The sequence below is a fragment of the Flavobacterium aciduliphilum genome, from assembly GCF_003268855.1.
In the GTDB taxonomy this organism is placed as follows: Bacteria; Bacteroidota; Bacteroidia; order Flavobacteriales; family Flavobacteriaceae; genus Flavobacterium; species Flavobacterium aciduliphilum.
In genome coordinates this window covers 142308-158244 of sequence record NZ_QLSZ01000005.1, presented here as the reverse complement: position 1 = coordinate 158244, position 15937 = coordinate 142308, and the positions used below count along the sequence as shown (strand labels likewise).

Sequence of the window (15937 nt, the reverse complement as noted above, 5' to 3'; positions counted from 1 at the left end):
GTTGGAAGGGACATAAAAAAATTACAACCCAAAATCTTCCACGGCTGTAGAATCGATGTTTGGAGTAGAAGACATGTTACTTTTTAGAAAGGTTTGAGCAGGCCCCGAAATCGTAAGGGGCAAATGATAACCAATGGTGTCTGTTGGAGTAATTAAATTTCTACGCAACAACAATCGGGTTAAAAAATCATTTTGTTGGTTGGCAAACGATTTTAATCGATGCTCGGCATCAAAGCGATACATAAAACCTTTAGGTCTTGGAATAATAGTTGCCAAAAACAAACATTCTTTCAGCGTTAAATCGGAAGGTTTTTTTTGGAAATAAAAATGAGAAGCTTCTCCAATTCCATAGATGTTTGGGCCCCATTCGATAATGTTGAAGTACACTTCCAACATGCGTTCTTTGCTGGCAATTCGGTTATTTTCTAAAATATAAACCAATAAAATTTCTTCTAGTTTGCGAGACAACGTTTTCTCTCGAGTCAAAAAAACATTTTTGATTAATTGCATGCTGATGGTGCTGGCGCCTCGTGCAAATTTTTTCGTCCGAATATTTTTAGCAATCGATTGCTTAAAGGCCTCTGTAATAAATCCGCGGTGACTAAAAAAAGAGGGGTCTTCACTAGTTAGGACACATTTTTGAAGAAAGGGTGAAATCGCATCTAAAGGGGTGTAGTTTACATTAGATTGTCCCACTAAAATAGGACGTTGTGCAATTCCTTTTTCAATAGCGCGATAGGTAAATTCCGAATTAATTTTGTTCAAATCGGCTTCACCATATTTGGTAATTTTGAGATTTTCGGGTTTCAATTTGCTTTCAAACACCACCTGATCGGGCTTACTTTTATTGAATTCAAAGTTCAAACGATAACTAAAATTCCCTTGAGCTTCCATACCTTTAAAATGACTGAATAAACCTTCTGGCAATGATGTTATAAAATTTTGCGCTTTCATTTTTGGGATGTTCCACTTGAATGCTACAATTTTATCGGTATCATTAATATAAGAGAGATACGGCACACATTTTATATCATTAATTTTCACTTGCGATGTGCTGTCAATTGCCATAAATCGAGCACCAAAAACGAATCGATAATCGAAACGCGCTTTTTTAATGAGTACATCATTTTTAGCAATTTTGGCATGATTAATTTTAAAATCTTCAATAGAAGTAAAACCGTCAATATGCAATTCGCCCCCACTCATATCTAGATTTTCAAGATTGAAATGTATGGTTTTAAAACTTGTTTTTAAATGGATTTTTTTTGCTAGATAGGGCAATCGGATGCTGTCATTTTGGGTGTTGAAAAACGTTAAATTAGCTTTTCGTTCTCTTGGATCGGCAAAACCACTGATGCTCCAATTTTGCTTAGTGTCATCTTCTTTTACTTGGATTAGGAATTGAAGTTTTTTATTTTCTAGTTGCAATTGTAAAAAATCAAAAATGACTTGATTACCCATATCATCCATGCGAAAGGCAAATCCTTTTACATTCATATCGGTAGGAACTAAATTTAGTGTTTTGGACAATATGCGATAGGCTAGTTTAGCGTAATTTACTTGTTGGTCATCCGTTTTTTCTTCTTTCTTACGTTTTAGGAAGGCATCAAAATTAAGGCCATTTTTATTTTTTACTAATTGAATGTAGCCCTGATTTATCTCAAGTTTTCCAAGCTGAACGGTTCCCAATAACAAATGCCAAAAATTTACAGAAGTGTTAAGGTATTTGATGCATATCAAGGTGTCTGCTTTTTTTGGGACTAACGAAATGTCGCGAAACTCAATATTAGAAATTCCGTGAAATTCTGCGCTTTTAACATGAAATTCACACTGATAATCCCGAGTTAGTTTTGCATCTATTCGCGCTAGTGCGCGCTCTAAAATAGAATTTCTAAAAAAGAAAAGCAGCGATAAACCGACAGCGAGGATGCCAAAAGTAATTTTAAGAAAGAGCTGAATTTTTTGTTTTTTGGTTCTCATGTACTTCTGCTATCCAAATAAATGTTCTACAACCTCTTCAATTTTTGAGACCATAACGATTTTTATCAGCGTATTTTTTAAAGAAATTTTATTGTATTTCGATACTAAGATAGAGGCAAAACCAAGCTTTTCGGCTTCTTGAATGCGTTGTTCCACTCGATTTATGGGTCGAATTTCTCCCGAAAGACCAACTTCCCCTGCAAAGCAAACATCTTTTCCAACGGCTATATCCTCATTGGACGAAAGTATTGATGCTACAACCGCCAAGTCAATGGCTGGATCGTCTACGGTGATACCTCCAGTGATATTTAAAAAGACATCTTTTGTTCCGAGTCGGAAGCCAGCTCTTTTTTCTAAAACGGCCAAGATCATGTTCAATCGTTTGGCATTGTATCCTGTGGTACTGCGTTGCGGGGTTCCATATACTGCAGTTGAGACGAGCGCTTGAATTTCAATCATCAAAGGACGCACTCCCTCTAAAGTAGCTGCAATAGCGGTACCTGAGAGTTCTTCTTCACGATGAGAAAGCAAAATTTCGGAGGGATTGGCAACTTCACGCAATCCCGAACCTTGCATTTCATAGATACCGAGTTCGGCAGTAGAACCGAATCGATTTTTTAAACTGCGTAAAATTCTGTAAATATGATTTCGATCGCCTTCAAATTGGAGAACTGTATCGACCATGTGTTCCAAAATTTTGGGTCCTGCAATGGTTCCATCTTTGGTGATATGACCGATTAAAATGACAGGCACATTGGTTTCTTTAGCAAATTTGATCAATTCGGCGGTACATTCTCTAATTTGCGAGATGCTTCCGGCTGTTGATTCAATATAATCGGTATGTAGGGTTTGAATGGAATCTATAATTACAATTTCGGGTTCAATGTCTTGAATTTGTCTGAAAATGTTTTGCGTTTTGGTTTCGGTCAGAATGTAACAATTGTCACCATTGGGTGTAATTCGTTCCGCACGCATTTTAATTTGTTTCTGGCTTTCTTCTCCAGAAACATATAAGGTTTTGTATGGGAGTTTTAAAGAAATTTGAAGCAGTAAGGTACTTTTTCCGATACCGGGTTCACCGCCTAATAAGGTTAACGAACCAGGTACGATTCCGCCACCAAGCACTCGGTTTAATTCCCCGTCCAAAGTATCCATTCGCACTTCTTGCGACGAATCAATTTCGGCAATTTTTAAAGGTTTTGCGGCTTTCTTTGACTCAGAAACAGGATTCCAACTCTTTTTTTCTTCTTTTTGAATGATTTCTTCTGCAAGCGTATTCCATTGCTTACAGGTATGACATTGACCTTGCCATTTCGCATATTGAGTACCGCAATTTTGACAAAAAAATGACGTTTTGAGTTTGGTCATTAAGCTATATTTAGGTTCTACAGAATTATTTTTTCACCTGACTTTTTAATGCATCTGCTTTTTCGAGCATAAGATCTTTGGTGAGTTCTCCAATTGGCTGAAGTTGAAAGGCATTTAAATAATATTTAACAGCATTTTTAGCGTCGCCAATATTTTCGTAGTACATCGCCATGTGATAATCTCCCAACATGGTTTTAGGATACATTTTGTGTGAAAGTTGCGCCAATAGTTCAAATTCAGCATACGCTTTGTTTTTTAAGATAGCGGCTTCTATTGCTCTGAAATCATTGATACGGATGGGCATTTTAAGGTTTAAAACTTTTTCCAAGGTGTCGTATTTATTCTTTAAATACTCTACATAACCCGATTCTAATTTGACAATTTTTTCCTGAAATTCAGAGGTTGATATCGGTTGATAACAACTAAAGATTTGATATAAAGCACTTGGAATCGAAAATAAAACAAGCGAATAATGAGAAGCTCCTTTAATTTCGTCATATTTATAATTTAATGTCGGATTTTTAAGTGCTTTGATGTTTTCATCAAGCGTAGCAATTTTCTCTTTCATGCTTTTAATATCGCCTTCTCCCACCGATTGATAATAAAACATAGGTTGCTTAAAAATAGACAGTCTCTCAGCAATATGGGTTTCCATATCAAGTTGTAATTCTGGACTTATAGAAATATAAGCATTAAATAGAGGGGCATCTTTATAGAGAAAAACATTCATGAAACCTGCTGTGATGTCATGTCCAGCAATGATTTTGAAGTTTGACAGGTGGTATTTAGATTGAATTTGTGGCAATAATTCGCCAGCAATAAATTCGAAAAAATCAGCTCCTTTTCCTTCTGGAAGCCCTGTGGTTTCGTCAAAAGTACAATCGTCAGCTCTTTCATTTTCTTTATTTTGGTCCAAACCTACAAGGACTACTTCAGGTAAATCATCCCAATAATTTCCATAACTTATAGCGCCATTAAAAGGGTCAAAAAGATAATCTCCATCAAGTAAGAAAAGTAAGGGATAGGTTTTTTTAGAATCTTTTTTAAAGGATTTAGGAAGCGAAACCGTAATGTATCGGTATTTGTCTTGTTTTTTTGATAAAATACTATCTTTAATAATTTGTGCAAAACCATTAAATCCTAGGATTAGAGCAAGTAGAACTATAGTTTTTTTCATAAGAGTTGTTGTATTACAGACGATTGTTGTCTAAAATCAAGCAAGATACTAAATTATTTTCTATTCAAAATAGGCAATAACAAAAAAGAGAGGAGCCCCAACAATAATACAAGCAGCATTTGGGAGGTCCATATAATCCAACCAAACGCAGCTCCAACAGGTTCTGCAATGGCATAGAAAAGTAAGACTTTTGAGGTTAAAAAAGGGAATGCTCCAAAACCACTATTGGTAAATGAGATGGCAATACTTCCCACAACAAAAGCAGTAATACTCGCCCCCATGGATAGGTTTGTCGTTTCTGGAAGTGCTTTAGTGGCAATTAAATAAGTGACGATGTAGGAAAACCATATTAAAAGGGTATGAAAAAAGTACAGCCCTTTTTTTTTCATGTGAATAATACTCATCAAGCCCTCTTTTAATCCTGCGATTTTTTCTTTGAATAGTACAACTATTTTAAGTTTTGAATATTTGTATAATAAGATAAAACCTACAAAACAAATGATTCCAACAAATAGCAAGAGTACTATAAAATGTAACGGAATTTTATCTAAAATAAATGCCTTTACGATATCATATTGAATGGCGATGGTTAACACCATGAAGAGTAAAAGAAACAACATGTCGATGATTCTCTCAGCGACAATGGTTCCAAAACCTTTATCAAACGGAATTTTATTATACTTTTTTACGATAACCGCTCTAGAAATTTCTCCCGATTTTGGTAGGGTTAAGTTTAAGAGATAGCCTACGTTTACAGCCATAAAGTTATTTTTGAAAGTAGAGTGGTACCCCAAGTGATCGAGCATGTATTTCCAGCGATAGGCCCGAATCGTATTTCCTAAAAAACCTACAAAAACAGCAAGAAAAACATAGAAGTACTGGGCGTTTTTGAAATACCCTTCAATTTCTGTAAGCTGTTCTTTGGTGAATTGTTGATATTGATAAAAGACAATCCCAAGCCCTATGAAAACAGGGATTAAAATGGATATCCATTTGCGAATCGTACTTTTCAAAAGATTATTTCAGTGAGTTGTCATTTTCATTTGGAAACACCAGCCAAGGTTTGAATGATTTAGCCTCTTCAAATTCTAATATGGCATAAGAAATAATGATAATGATGTCGCCGGGTTGCACTTTTCGTGCGGCAGGACCGTTAAGTGTAATTTCACCCGAATTGTGCTCCCCTTTAATAGCATACGTCTCAAATCGCTCCCCATTATTGATGTTTACAATAGAGACTTTTTCTCCTTCAATAATATTGGAAGCATCCATTAAAGCCTCATCAATAGTGATACTCCCGATATAATTTAAATCAGCGCCTGTAACTTTGACGCGATGAATCTTTGATTTTACTACCTGAATTTGCATGGGGCAAAGTTAAATTAATTTAGTGAAATTGTATCTATCAAACGTATTTTGTTGATAAAAACTGCAATAAATGCACGATATTTCTTATGTTTACTTTTTCGTATACAAGGTAAAAGAGTTTCTTCGTCAGCAATTTCAAAATATTCAAACTCAAAATGAGAATTTTTATCGAATGTGTTTTTAACAAAATCAGTGATTTTTTTCGTCGATTTTTTTGAAAATTGGTTTTTGGCTTCGCATAAGGTTTTATAGATTAGCGAACCAAGTTCACGTTCGGTGGCTGTCAACCGCTCGTTTCTAGAACTCATCGCCAATCCATTTGCTTCTCTAAAAATAGGACATCCAACAATAGTGACTGGGATGTGATATTTATTTACAAGTTTTTTCACAATCTGTAATTGTTGAAAATCTTTTTCTCCAAAATAGGCGTTAGTAGGAGAGATGATTTCAAAAAGACGTTTAACGATGGTTCCCACTCCATCAAAATGACCAGGTCTAAACTTGCCCTCCATTTGGTGTTCTAGACCATCAAATTCAAAATGTTTAGCAGCGGTATTTCCTTCATATATTTCATCAACTGTGGGGGCAAATACAATAATATCCTTTGAAATCGTTCCAATTTGATTAAGGTCTTGCTCTAGAGTTCGCGGATATTTTTCTAAATCTTCGAGATTGTTGAATTGTGTCGGGTTCACAAAAATACTGATGACAGTAATGGTGTTTTCTTCCAATGATTTTTTTAGCAAAGAAAGGTGTCCTTGATGTAATGCACCCATGGTTGGCACGAATCCGATAGTAGAATTTGGATGCTTTTTTTGCTCTAAAACGCTTATTACATCTGCTTTTTTGCTAAAAATTACCATTTGAATTGTATTAAATAGGGTACAAACTTACTACTTTAGTAAATATCTACATAAAATTTTGTAATTTTGCATAATTTTTATTGCCAATACTATATACAAATTATAATGGAAGATAAGAGGATATTATTTGTATCATCTGAAGTGGTGCCTTATTTAGCGGAAAATGAAGTGTCTTTAATGTCTTATGATGTGCCTAAAATGGTGAATGATCAAGGGGGGCAAATTCGAATTTTCATGCCGAGATATGGAAATATTAATGAGCGTCGACACCAATTGCACGAAGTGATTCGATTATCTGGAATGAATTTAGTGGTCAATGATGTGGATATGCCATTAATTATTAAAGTAGCCTCTATTCCAAGGGAACGAATACAAGTATATTTTATTGACAATGATGAGTATTTCAAAAGAAAAGCTACGTTCTCTGATGAAGACGGGGTGTTGTATCCCGATAATGATGAGCGTACTATTTTTTTTGCCAAAGGTGTGGTTGAAACAGTAAAAAAACTGAACTGGGTTCCCGATATTATTCATGTTCACGGGTGGATGGCTTCTCTACTTCCTGTGTATTTAAAGCATTTTTATAAAGATGAAGCATTGTTTTCTGAAACTAAAATTATAACTTCGGTTTATGGACAATCTTTTGATGGAACTTTAGATACTGAAATGATTAATAAAATAAAATATGACGGTATTCCTCATGCCGCGCTGACCGATATGGAAGTACCCAACTACGAGAATTTAATAAAAACCACGATAAATCATTCCGACGGCGTGATTATAGCCTCAGAAAATTTAGCTTCAAGTTTAACAAAATATATAGAATCTTCTGGTAAACCTTTTTTACCTTTCGTTCCAAAAGAAGAGTTTGCGAATTCGTATGCTTCTTTCTATAAAAATTTGTTATCGTAATTATTTAAAAAACATGAAAGGTAGTATTTTAGTAAAAGCATTTATAGTTGGGGTTTTAATCGTTTTTTTCGCATCTTGTGATAGAGACATCAACGAAATTGGATCAAATATTGTGGGAGATGATCACTTTGGATTGAATGTGGCTCAATTTGATGTCAATGCATACAATCAAGATTTAGGCCCAGTACAAACCAACGATTTATCCCTTAATCAATTTGGATATTATAACAATCCTGTTTTTGGAAAAACAAAAGCCAGTTTTGTGTCTCAAGTTGCATTAGCGGTTACTAATCCTACTTTTTATACTCCTGTAATTGATTCAGTATATCTTTATGTACCTTATTTTAGCACCTTTCAAAGTACCGATACAGATTCAGGAGATAGTACATATAAACTAGATTCTATTCAGGGTTCAGGAAAAATTAAACTAAGTATATACGAATCTACTAAAATGCTAGAAGATTATGATGCTTCAACAGGTTTTCAGCAACCACAAAAATACTATTCTAATCAGAAATCCGTTTTTGACACCTATCATTCTGCCAACCGTTTAAATAATGATAACAGCAATGTGTACGATCATACTGTAACAGCACCCGATTACAGTCAAAATGACCAATTCGTATTCAGTCCAAAACAAATTAAATTTTACAAAAATGGTTCCGATGGGAATCCTGATTATACTAATGTTAGGACTAGACTTGCTCCAGGGTTATTTGTCAATTTAGACAAAACGTTTTTTACTTCAAAAATAATGCAAGCTCCATCTGGGAAATTATTTAATAACAATGTGTTTAAAGAATATTTTAGAGGGCTGTATTTTAATGTGGAGGAAGCTTCAGGTTCTGAAAGTCAAGGAACCTTAGCCATGATGAATTTTTCAAGAGGGGTCATCACTATTGTATATAAAGATCAAGTTTCGTCTACTGATACCACAATCACAAGAAAAGAAATGACGATTAATCTTTCAGGGCATAGTGTAAACTTGCTGGAAAATGACAATACCTATCCGGGTTATGTCACGCCAAATCCAACACAAGGAGACAACAGGCTCTTTTTAAAAGGTGGTAATGGTTCCATGGCGGTAATTGATTTATTTAATGGAGAGAAGAATAGTAATAACGCAGATTTGAACAAAATGAGAAATGAAAATTGGATGATTAACGAAGCCAATCTTACTTTTTCAATTGATAAAGATGCTATGACTGGAGCGCCAGAACCAAATCGAGTTTATCTATATGATTTGACTAACAGAAGGCCTTTGATTGACTTGTATACGGATATTAGTACAAGTGCTTCAACATCAAAATTCAATAAACAAATATTTGGAGGTATTTTAATGGATGATAATGAAAAAATTGTCAATAAGGCAAATGGAGAAAGAGGAACGAAATATAAAATAAGAATTACAAATTACCTTAGAATGTTGGTTAAAAATGGATTAAATACCGATCCTTTAAAAGACTCAACAAATGTAAGATTAGGATTGGTTATAACAGAAAATATAAGTAATAGCGCTAATGTTTATTTACAATCACCATTTTCTACAAATTCTCCAGCACCATTAAATGGAACAGGAACTCAACTTAGTAAATACATTCCCCAAATGTCTGTCATAAATCCACTAGGAACAATATTGTATGGGTCCAACCCAAGTGTTCCTTCAAATAAAAGATTAAAACTAGAAATTTATTACACAAAACCAAATTAAAAAGAAAAATTATGTGTGGAATAGTTGGATATATTGGATATAGAGAAGCGTACCCTATTGTAATAAAAGGGTTAAAACGATTAGAATACAGAGGATATGATAGTGCTGGAGTTATGCTTTATGACGGTAAAGCACTTAATGTTTCAAAGACGAAAGGGAAGGTTTCAAATTTAGAGGAGAAATCAGCTTCAGAAAATACAATTAATGGAAGTATTGGTATGGGGCATACCCGTTGGGCTACACACGGAGTACCCAATGATGTGAATTCGCACCCACATCTATCAAATTCAGGTGAGTTAGCTATTATTCACAATGGAATTATTGAAAATTATGAGCCGTTGAAAAAAGAACTCATCAATAGAGGGTATGTTTTTCATTCGGATACAGATACTGAAGTCTTGATTAATTTGATTGAAGATGTTCAAAAAAAGGATAAACTTAAATTAGGTAAGGCGGTTCAAGTAGCTTTAAACCAAGTAGTAGGTGCTTATGCAATTTGTGTTTTTGATACGAAAAAGCCAAATGAAATTGTAGCAGCTCGTTTAGGAAGTCCTTTGGCAATTGGAGTTGGTGAAGGAGAGTTTTTTATCGCTTCTGATGCTTCTCCTTTTATAGAGTATACTTCTAATGCAATTTATTTAGAAGATGAAGAAATGGCAATTGTTCGTCTATACAAGCCTATTAAAATTAGAAAGATTAAAGATGATACATTAGTTGATCCTTATGTTCAAGAACTCCAAATGAATTTGGAACAAATTGAAAAAGGAGGATACGAACATTTCATGTTAAAAGAAATTTACGAACAACCTAATGTTATAAAAGACACCTACAGAGGAAGGTTGTTGGCGAATAGTGGCATCATCCAAATGGCTGGTATTGAAGATAATATCGAGAAATTTTTAAATGCTGATAGAATCTTAATTATTGCATGTGGTACGTCTTGGCACGCTGGGTTGGTCGCAGAATATATTATTGAAGAATTTGCAAGAATTCCTGTTGAAGTGGAATACGCTTCAGAATTCCGTTATAGAAATCCAATTATTACGAATAAAGATGTGGTTATTGCCATTTCTCAATCGGGAGAAACAGCAGATACGTTGGCAGCGATTAAATTGTCTAAAGAAAAAGGCGCTTTTGTATTTGGAGTTTGTAATGTTGTAGGTTCTTCTATTTCAAGAGAAACTCACGCGGGTGCTTACACTCATGCAGGTCCTGAAATTGGAGTAGCTTCTACAAAAGCTTTTACAACTCAAATTACGGTCTTGACGATGATGGCTCTACGTCTAGCAAAAGCTAAAGGGACTATCTCAAATTCTGATTTTCACCGTTATTTGTTAGAATTGGAGGTGATTCCAGAAAAAGTAATGGAAGCACTTCAAACCAATGATATTTCCAAAGAAATTGCGGCCATATATAAAGATGCACCAAACTGTTTGTATCTAGGTAGAGGTTATAATTTTCCAGTAGCTTTGGAAGGAGCGCTAAAACTTAAAGAGATTTCATACATCCATGCAGAGGGGTATCCAGCAGCAGAGATGAAGCACGGGCCTATTGCTTTGATTGATGAAAAAATGCCAGTTGTCGTGATTGCACCTAAGCAAAATCATTATGATAAAGTAGTAAGTAACATCCAGGAAATAAAATCAAGAAGTGGTAAAATTATCGCTATTGTGACCAAAGGCGATGTGCAAGTTAAAGATTTAGCAGACCATGTTATTGAAATTCCTGATTCATCAGACGCTTTATCTCCTTTATTAACTACTATTCCGCTACAATTATTGTCTTACCACATTGCGGTTATGAGAGGATGTAATGTTGATCAACCTAGAAATTTAGCAAAATCAGTTACTGTAGAATAACCTTAATGATATCCAAAACTAAAGGCTGACTCATGTAAGAGTTCAGCCTTTTTTTATTTTCATATTACTTTTTTTTATCCTTAAAATAACAAAAGTGTAAAATAAATTAACAATTTTTTAATAGTATAAAAAAAAGTTGTATTTTGGCTACTTAAACCAAGAAAATCAAAACCTAATGAAGATTTATTATTTTATTTTGACATTGTTTTTTTGCAGCATTTCCTTTGCGCAAAGTACAATTTCTGGTTCGGTAAAAGACAATAAAAACGAACCGATTCCTGGTGCTAACATTAAAGTAGTTGGTGAATCAGCAGGAAGTGTTTCAGATGTAGATGGTAAGTTTGTTATCAAAGTAACAAAAAAGCCTCCATTTACTCTTGAGATATCAAGCATTGGTTATGCTACTCAAAAAGTACAAGTGACTTCTGCTTCACAAAAAGTTGATGTGGTGCTAAACAGTACGGATACACAACTTGACGAAATTGTAGTGGCTGCTTCTCGTACTCCAGAGCGTGTAAAAGAATCGCCAGTTACGATTGAACGAATGAGTGTAAAAGACATCAAAAAAACAGCTTCACCAACATTCTATGATGGTTTGGAAAATTTAAAAGAAGTTCAAATGAATACGAGTAGTATGTCGTTTAAATCGATTAATACTCGTGGGTTTGCAACCGTGGCTAACACGCGTTTTATGCAGTTAGTAGATGGTATGGATAACTCCTCTCCCTTATTAAACTTTGTAATCGGAAATATGATTGGTATTTCTGAAATTGATGTACAAAGTGTAGAATTGTTACCAGGAGCTTCATCGGCTTTGTATGGTGCAAATGCCTTCAACGGTATCATGTTTATGAACAGTAAAAGTCCGTTTACGAGTCAAGGGGTTTCGGCTTATGTAAAATATGGTCAAACGAATCAAAAAGCAGCAGGGACAAACGATTATGCCGATTATGGAGTTCGTGTAGCGAAAGCCTTCGATAATCATTTTGCTGCGAAAGCAAACTTTACCTTTTTGAAAGCAACTGACTGGTTTGCTACAGATTACAGAGATATTAATAATCCAGGAAAAGACAGATCTTATTATAACTATAACGGTCTTAATGTTTATGGTGACGAGGCTTCCACAAATATTAAAAATGTAGGACAAACTTTAGCAAATATGGGTTTAATTCCAGCATCTGCTGTTAACTTATTACCAAATTACAATGTAAGTAGAACAGGATATAATGAGGTAGATTTAACCGATAACAAAGTTAGAAACGCAAAAATAGATTTCTCTTTACATGCAAGACCATTTGGTAATGAAAAATTAGAAATTATATGGCAAAGTAAATTTGGTTTTGGAAACACCGTATATCAAGGAGCTAATAGATATTACTTGAATGACTTTTTTATGGAACAACATAAATTAGAATTAAAAGGTAAAAATTTCTTCTTAAGAGGTTATACTACAACAGAAGATGGTGGAAAATCATATGACATGTTGTTTACAGCACTTAATATAAACAGAGCTTGGAAAAGTGATGCAACATGGTTTGGACAATATGCAGGACAATTTATACAGTCAACGTTGGGTGGTGCAACTCCTGATCAAGCACATGCTGCAGCAAGAGCAATAGCTGATACAGGAAGATTGATTCCTGGTACAGATGCGTTTAAAGCCGCATTTAATAATGTAATTTCTAATCCAGATGTGCTTTCAGGTTCTAAATTAGTAGATAATTCAAGAATTTACCATTCAGATGCTAACTACAATTTTAAAGACGTTTTTAAACCTGTAGAAATACAAGTTGGAGGATCTTTTAGACAATACCGGTTAAATTCTCATGGTAGAATTTATACAGATGCAACGGGTCCTATTTATTACAATGAATATGGATTATATACTCAAGCCCAAAAGAAATTAATGGAAGATCGTTTAAAACTTACAGCTTCTGTTCGTTATGATAAATCTAAAAATTTTGATGGTAATTTTTCTCCAAGATTTTCAGCAGTTTATTCTGCAGGAGCTCAGAAAAATCATACCTTTAGAGGGTCTTTTCAAACAGGATTTCGTAATCCATCTACTCAAGATCAATACATTGGGTTTAATGTAGGTAGTGCGGTATTAGTTGGTTCTGCTCCAGATAACTTGGTAAGATATACTGAAACTTTGCCAGTAGCAAATGATATTTATGGGAATGGACAAAATTATGCTGGTGGTACTACTGTAGTTATGACTGGAGTTAACGCATACAACAATTCTTATACCGCAGCATCAGCGCAAGCTTTTGCTGCAATGGCAGGGACCAATCCTGTAGCAGCAGCAGCTTTATTGAGAAAATCTAATGCAACTTATGTTAAGCCAGAAACGGTTAAAGCATTTGAATTAGGCTATAGAGGACAGTTTAAAGGATTCTCTTTTGATATTAACACCTACTATAATGTGTATAATAATTTCTTGGGTAATCTTACGGTTGTTGCTCCTTTATATGGAACAGCAATGGATTCTCCAAATATTGCAGCAGGTCCTACTGATCCAGGATTTCAATCTATTCATGCATTAACTTCTGGAAATACTAGAGCTTATCAATTATATACAAATACAGATATTGAAATTAAATCTTTAGGTTTTGGAATTGGTGTAGCAAAAAAAGTATATAAAAATTTCGAAGTTAGTGCTAATTACAATTATGCTCAATTTGATTTTGACCAAGCAAAAGATCCAAGTTTTGAAGCAGGATTTAATACACCAAAACACAGAGTAAAAGCGTCGTTTGGAAATGAAAAATTATTCAAAAACTTCGGATTCAATGTAAGCGGAAGATGGAGCACAAGCTATTTGTGGCAATCTACTTTTGCGGATGGTATGATTCCTTCAGCAACTGTTTTTGATGCCCAAATAAACTATTCTATTCCAAAATTAAAATCCGTTCTTAAATTAGGTGCGGCCAACATTGGAGGAAAAGAATACCAACAAGTTTTAGGAGCGGGATATATAGGACATCAATATTTTGCGTCTTTAATCATCAATCCATAATAAGTTCATTCAATAACAAATAATAAGTAGTATTATGATAAAAAATTTAAAATGGCTAGCATTGGTTTCGTTGACCTTTATAGCTTGTGACAACAGCGATGATGTTGCAACCGTTGCCAATTCCTCAGACGGATTACCGTTGACGGCTGGTACTGCAGATTTTTCTAAATATGTGGCTTTAGGAGATTCTTTTGCTGCAGGATTTAGTGATGGTGCCCTTTTTATTGAAGGACAAAAAGGAGCTTATCCAAACATTTTAGCACAACAATTTTCTCTTGTTGGAGGGGGTGATTTTAAAACTCCATTTATGGCAGATAATGTAGGAGGATTTATTGGTCAAACACCTAGGTTATATTTAGCAACTATGCCTGATGGTTCTAGTGCTCCAATGCCAGTTTCAGGAACACCTTCGACAAATCCAACAACAGTTTTGACCGGACCATTTAATAATTTGGGTATTCCTGGTGCAAAAGCAATTCATTTAGGCTATAGTGGTTATGCGTTAGCGAATCCATATTTTGGTCGAATGGCTTCTAGTTCAACGGCTACTGTTATTGGAGATGCTGTAGCTCAAAATCCTACATTTTTTTCATTATGGATTGGAGGAAATGATGTTTTAGGCTATGCAACATCTGGAGGAGACGGCTCAAATCCAATCACACCCTCTGGAACTTTCGATATAGCTTATAATGCTTTAGTATCTCAGCTTACAACTGGGGGTAGAAAAGGAGTAATTGCCAATTTGCCTTATGTTAGTTCTTTACCATTCTTTACCACTGTACCATACAATCCGTTAAGTGCAACTGTTTTAGGGCAAGGTAGTCAGTCTGCTGGAGTGACAACCATCAATGCGTTGAATGCTCAATTATATGGACCTTTAAAACAAGCATTAACTGTATTTGGAGCTGGAGATAGAATTAATTTGTTGTCAACTACAAATTCAAATCCACTTTTAATTAAAGATGAAAATTTAACAGATTTATCTGCTCAGTTGACCGCTGCATTTACTCCAACATTGGGTGCAGCTAATGCAGCTTTTTATGGTGCGGTATTTGGGAAGGCTAGACAAACAACCCCTTCAGATTATGTTCTGTTGTCGACAAAAGCAGCTATAGGTACGGCACCTACAGCCAGTGATTCGGGATTGGGAGTTGCTCCTCCATCTCCGCTTAATAAATTTGGAATTACATTCCCTTTGCAAGATAAACATATTTTAATTCCATCTGAGTCACAAGAGATTAAAACAGCAACTGACGCTTATAATGTTACAATTCAAGCCGCGGCTACAGCACATAATTTAGCTTTTGTAGACGCTAAAGCCATTATGAGTAAATTAGAAACTACAGGTATTCCGTTGAATGGATTTACTATGACCTCAACCTATGTTACAGGGAATTCGTTCTCTTTAGATGGGGTGCACCCTAGTCCAAGAGGATATGCCTTGATAGCAAATAAGTTTTTAGAGGCTATCAATACAGCCTATGGTTCTAACTTTAAAGGAGTTGATTTGGGAATCTATAGAATTCTTTTTCCTGCTTCTTTATAATAAAAGATAAAATTACTTCAAGAAGGGTTGTCTATACTGACAACCCTTTTTTGTTTTACAATGCAAGACTAATAACTTTATAATAAAAGTTTAGTTCCAAGTGAGTTTGTTGGGTTAAATCCTATTGATTTTTT

11 protein-coding genes are annotated in these 15937 nt (G+C 34.8%); 5 read left to right on the top strand and 6 right to left on the bottom strand.

The window, feature by feature from the left end; genetic code table 11:
* Positions 1-21: 21 nt before the first annotated feature.
* From CLV55_RS07170 to panC, 6 genes are read right to left on the bottom strand one after another with little or no spacing between them, the layout of a single operon-like run.
* Positions 22-1980, bottom strand: coding sequence for a transglycosylase domain-containing protein (locus tag CLV55_RS07170; protein ID WP_112113065.1), 1959 nt, complete (start codon positions 1978-1980; stop codon positions 22-24).
* A gap of 9 nt (positions 1981-1989) precedes the next feature.
* Positions 1990-3348 carry a DNA repair protein RadA gene (gene radA, locus CLV55_RS07165; RefSeq protein ID WP_112113064.1) on the bottom strand — a complete coding sequence of 453 codons (1359 nt, stop codon included), beginning with the start codon at positions 3346-3348 and terminating at the stop codon, positions 1990-1992.
* 25 nt (positions 3349-3373) lie between these two features.
* The gene (locus CLV55_RS07160; RefSeq protein WP_112113063.1) at positions 3374-4525 is read right to left on the bottom strand and encodes an alpha/beta hydrolase; all 1152 of its coding nucleotides are present in this window, start codon (positions 4523-4525) and stop codon (positions 3374-3376) included.
* 53 nt (positions 4526-4578) lie between these two features.
* A complete protein-coding gene (locus CLV55_RS07155) occupies positions 4579-5538 on the bottom strand; it encodes a lysylphosphatidylglycerol synthase transmembrane domain-containing protein (protein WP_112113062.1) in 960 nt (319 codons plus the stop codon).
* 4 nt (positions 5539-5542) lie between these two features.
* Entirely contained in the window at positions 5543-5893 is a 351-nt protein-coding gene (gene panD, locus CLV55_RS07150; protein ID WP_112113061.1) for an aspartate 1-decarboxylase, read from the bottom strand.
* 14 nt (positions 5894-5907) lie between these two features.
* Positions 5908-6756 (bottom strand): pantoate--beta-alanine ligase, encoded by an 849-nt coding sequence (gene panC / locus CLV55_RS07145; protein WP_112113060.1) that lies wholly within the window; start codon positions 6754-6756, stop codon positions 5908-5910.
* Positions 6757-6861: 105 nt separating this feature from the next.
* Here panC and CLV55_RS07140 point away from each other — a divergent pair, with 105 nt between their 5' ends.
* The 5 genes from CLV55_RS07140 to CLV55_RS07120 all read left to right on the top strand — a co-directional run bounded on the left by CLV55_RS07140 (position 6862) and on the right by CLV55_RS07120 (position 15803).
* On the top strand, positions 6862-7668 hold the full coding sequence (locus tag CLV55_RS07140; RefSeq protein WP_112113059.1) for a glycogen/starch synthase: 807 nt from the start codon (positions 6862-6864) through the stop codon (positions 7666-7668).
* 13 nt (positions 7669-7681) lie between these two features.
* Entirely contained in the window at positions 7682-9379 is a 1698-nt protein-coding gene (locus CLV55_RS07135; protein ID WP_112113120.1) for a DUF4270 domain-containing protein, read from the top strand.
* Between the two features lie 11 nt (positions 9380-9390).
* Complete coding sequence (glmS, locus tag CLV55_RS07130) at positions 9391-11238, top strand: glutamine--fructose-6-phosphate transaminase (isomerizing) (protein ID WP_112113058.1); 1848 nt, start codon at positions 9391-9393, stop codon at positions 11236-11238.
* 175 nt (positions 11239-11413) lie between these two features.
* Positions 11414-14257 carry a TonB-dependent receptor gene (locus CLV55_RS07125; RefSeq protein ID WP_112113119.1) on the top strand — a complete coding sequence of 948 codons (2844 nt, stop codon included), beginning with the start codon at positions 11414-11416 and terminating at the stop codon, positions 14255-14257.
* A gap of 34 nt (positions 14258-14291) precedes the next feature.
* The gene (locus tag CLV55_RS07120; protein WP_112113057.1) at positions 14292-15803 is read left to right on the top strand and encodes an SGNH/GDSL hydrolase family protein; all 1512 of its coding nucleotides are present in this window, start codon (positions 14292-14294) and stop codon (positions 15801-15803) included.
* Positions 15804-15937: the final 134 nt, after the last annotated feature.

Excerpts from the sequence above, each read along its gene's own strand:
- panC (WP_112113060.1), bottom strand. The coding sequence starts at position 6,756 with ATGGTAATTTTTAGCAAAAAAGCAGATGTAATAAGCGTTTTAGAGCAA.
- CLV55_RS07170 (WP_112113065.1), bottom strand. The coding sequence starts at position 1,980 with ATGAGAACCAAAAAACAAAAAATTCAGCTCTTTCTTAAAATTACTTTT.
- radA (WP_112113064.1), bottom strand. The coding sequence starts at position 3,348 with ATGACCAAACTCAAAACGTCATTTTTTTGTCAAAATTGCGGTACTCAA.
- CLV55_RS07125 (WP_112113119.1), top strand. The coding sequence starts at position 11,414 with ATGAAGATTTATTATTTTATTTTGACATTGTTTTTTTGCAGCATTTCC.
- CLV55_RS07160 (WP_112113063.1), bottom strand. The coding sequence starts at position 4,525 with ATGAAAAAAACTATAGTTCTACTTGCTCTAATCCTAGGATTTAATGGT.
- glmS (WP_112113058.1), top strand. The coding sequence starts at position 9,391 with ATGTGTGGAATAGTTGGATATATTGGATATAGAGAAGCGTACCCTATT.
- CLV55_RS07135 (WP_112113120.1), top strand. The coding sequence starts at position 7,682 with ATGAAAGGTAGTATTTTAGTAAAAGCATTTATAGTTGGGGTTTTAATC.
- CLV55_RS07140 (WP_112113059.1), top strand. The coding sequence starts at position 6,862 with ATGGAAGATAAGAGGATATTATTTGTATCATCTGAAGTGGTGCCTTAT.
- panD (WP_112113061.1), bottom strand. The coding sequence starts at position 5,893 with ATGCAAATTCAGGTAGTAAAATCAAAGATTCATCGCGTCAAAGTTACA.
- CLV55_RS07120 (WP_112113057.1), top strand. The coding sequence starts at position 14,292 with ATGATAAAAAATTTAAAATGGCTAGCATTGGTTTCGTTGACCTTTATA.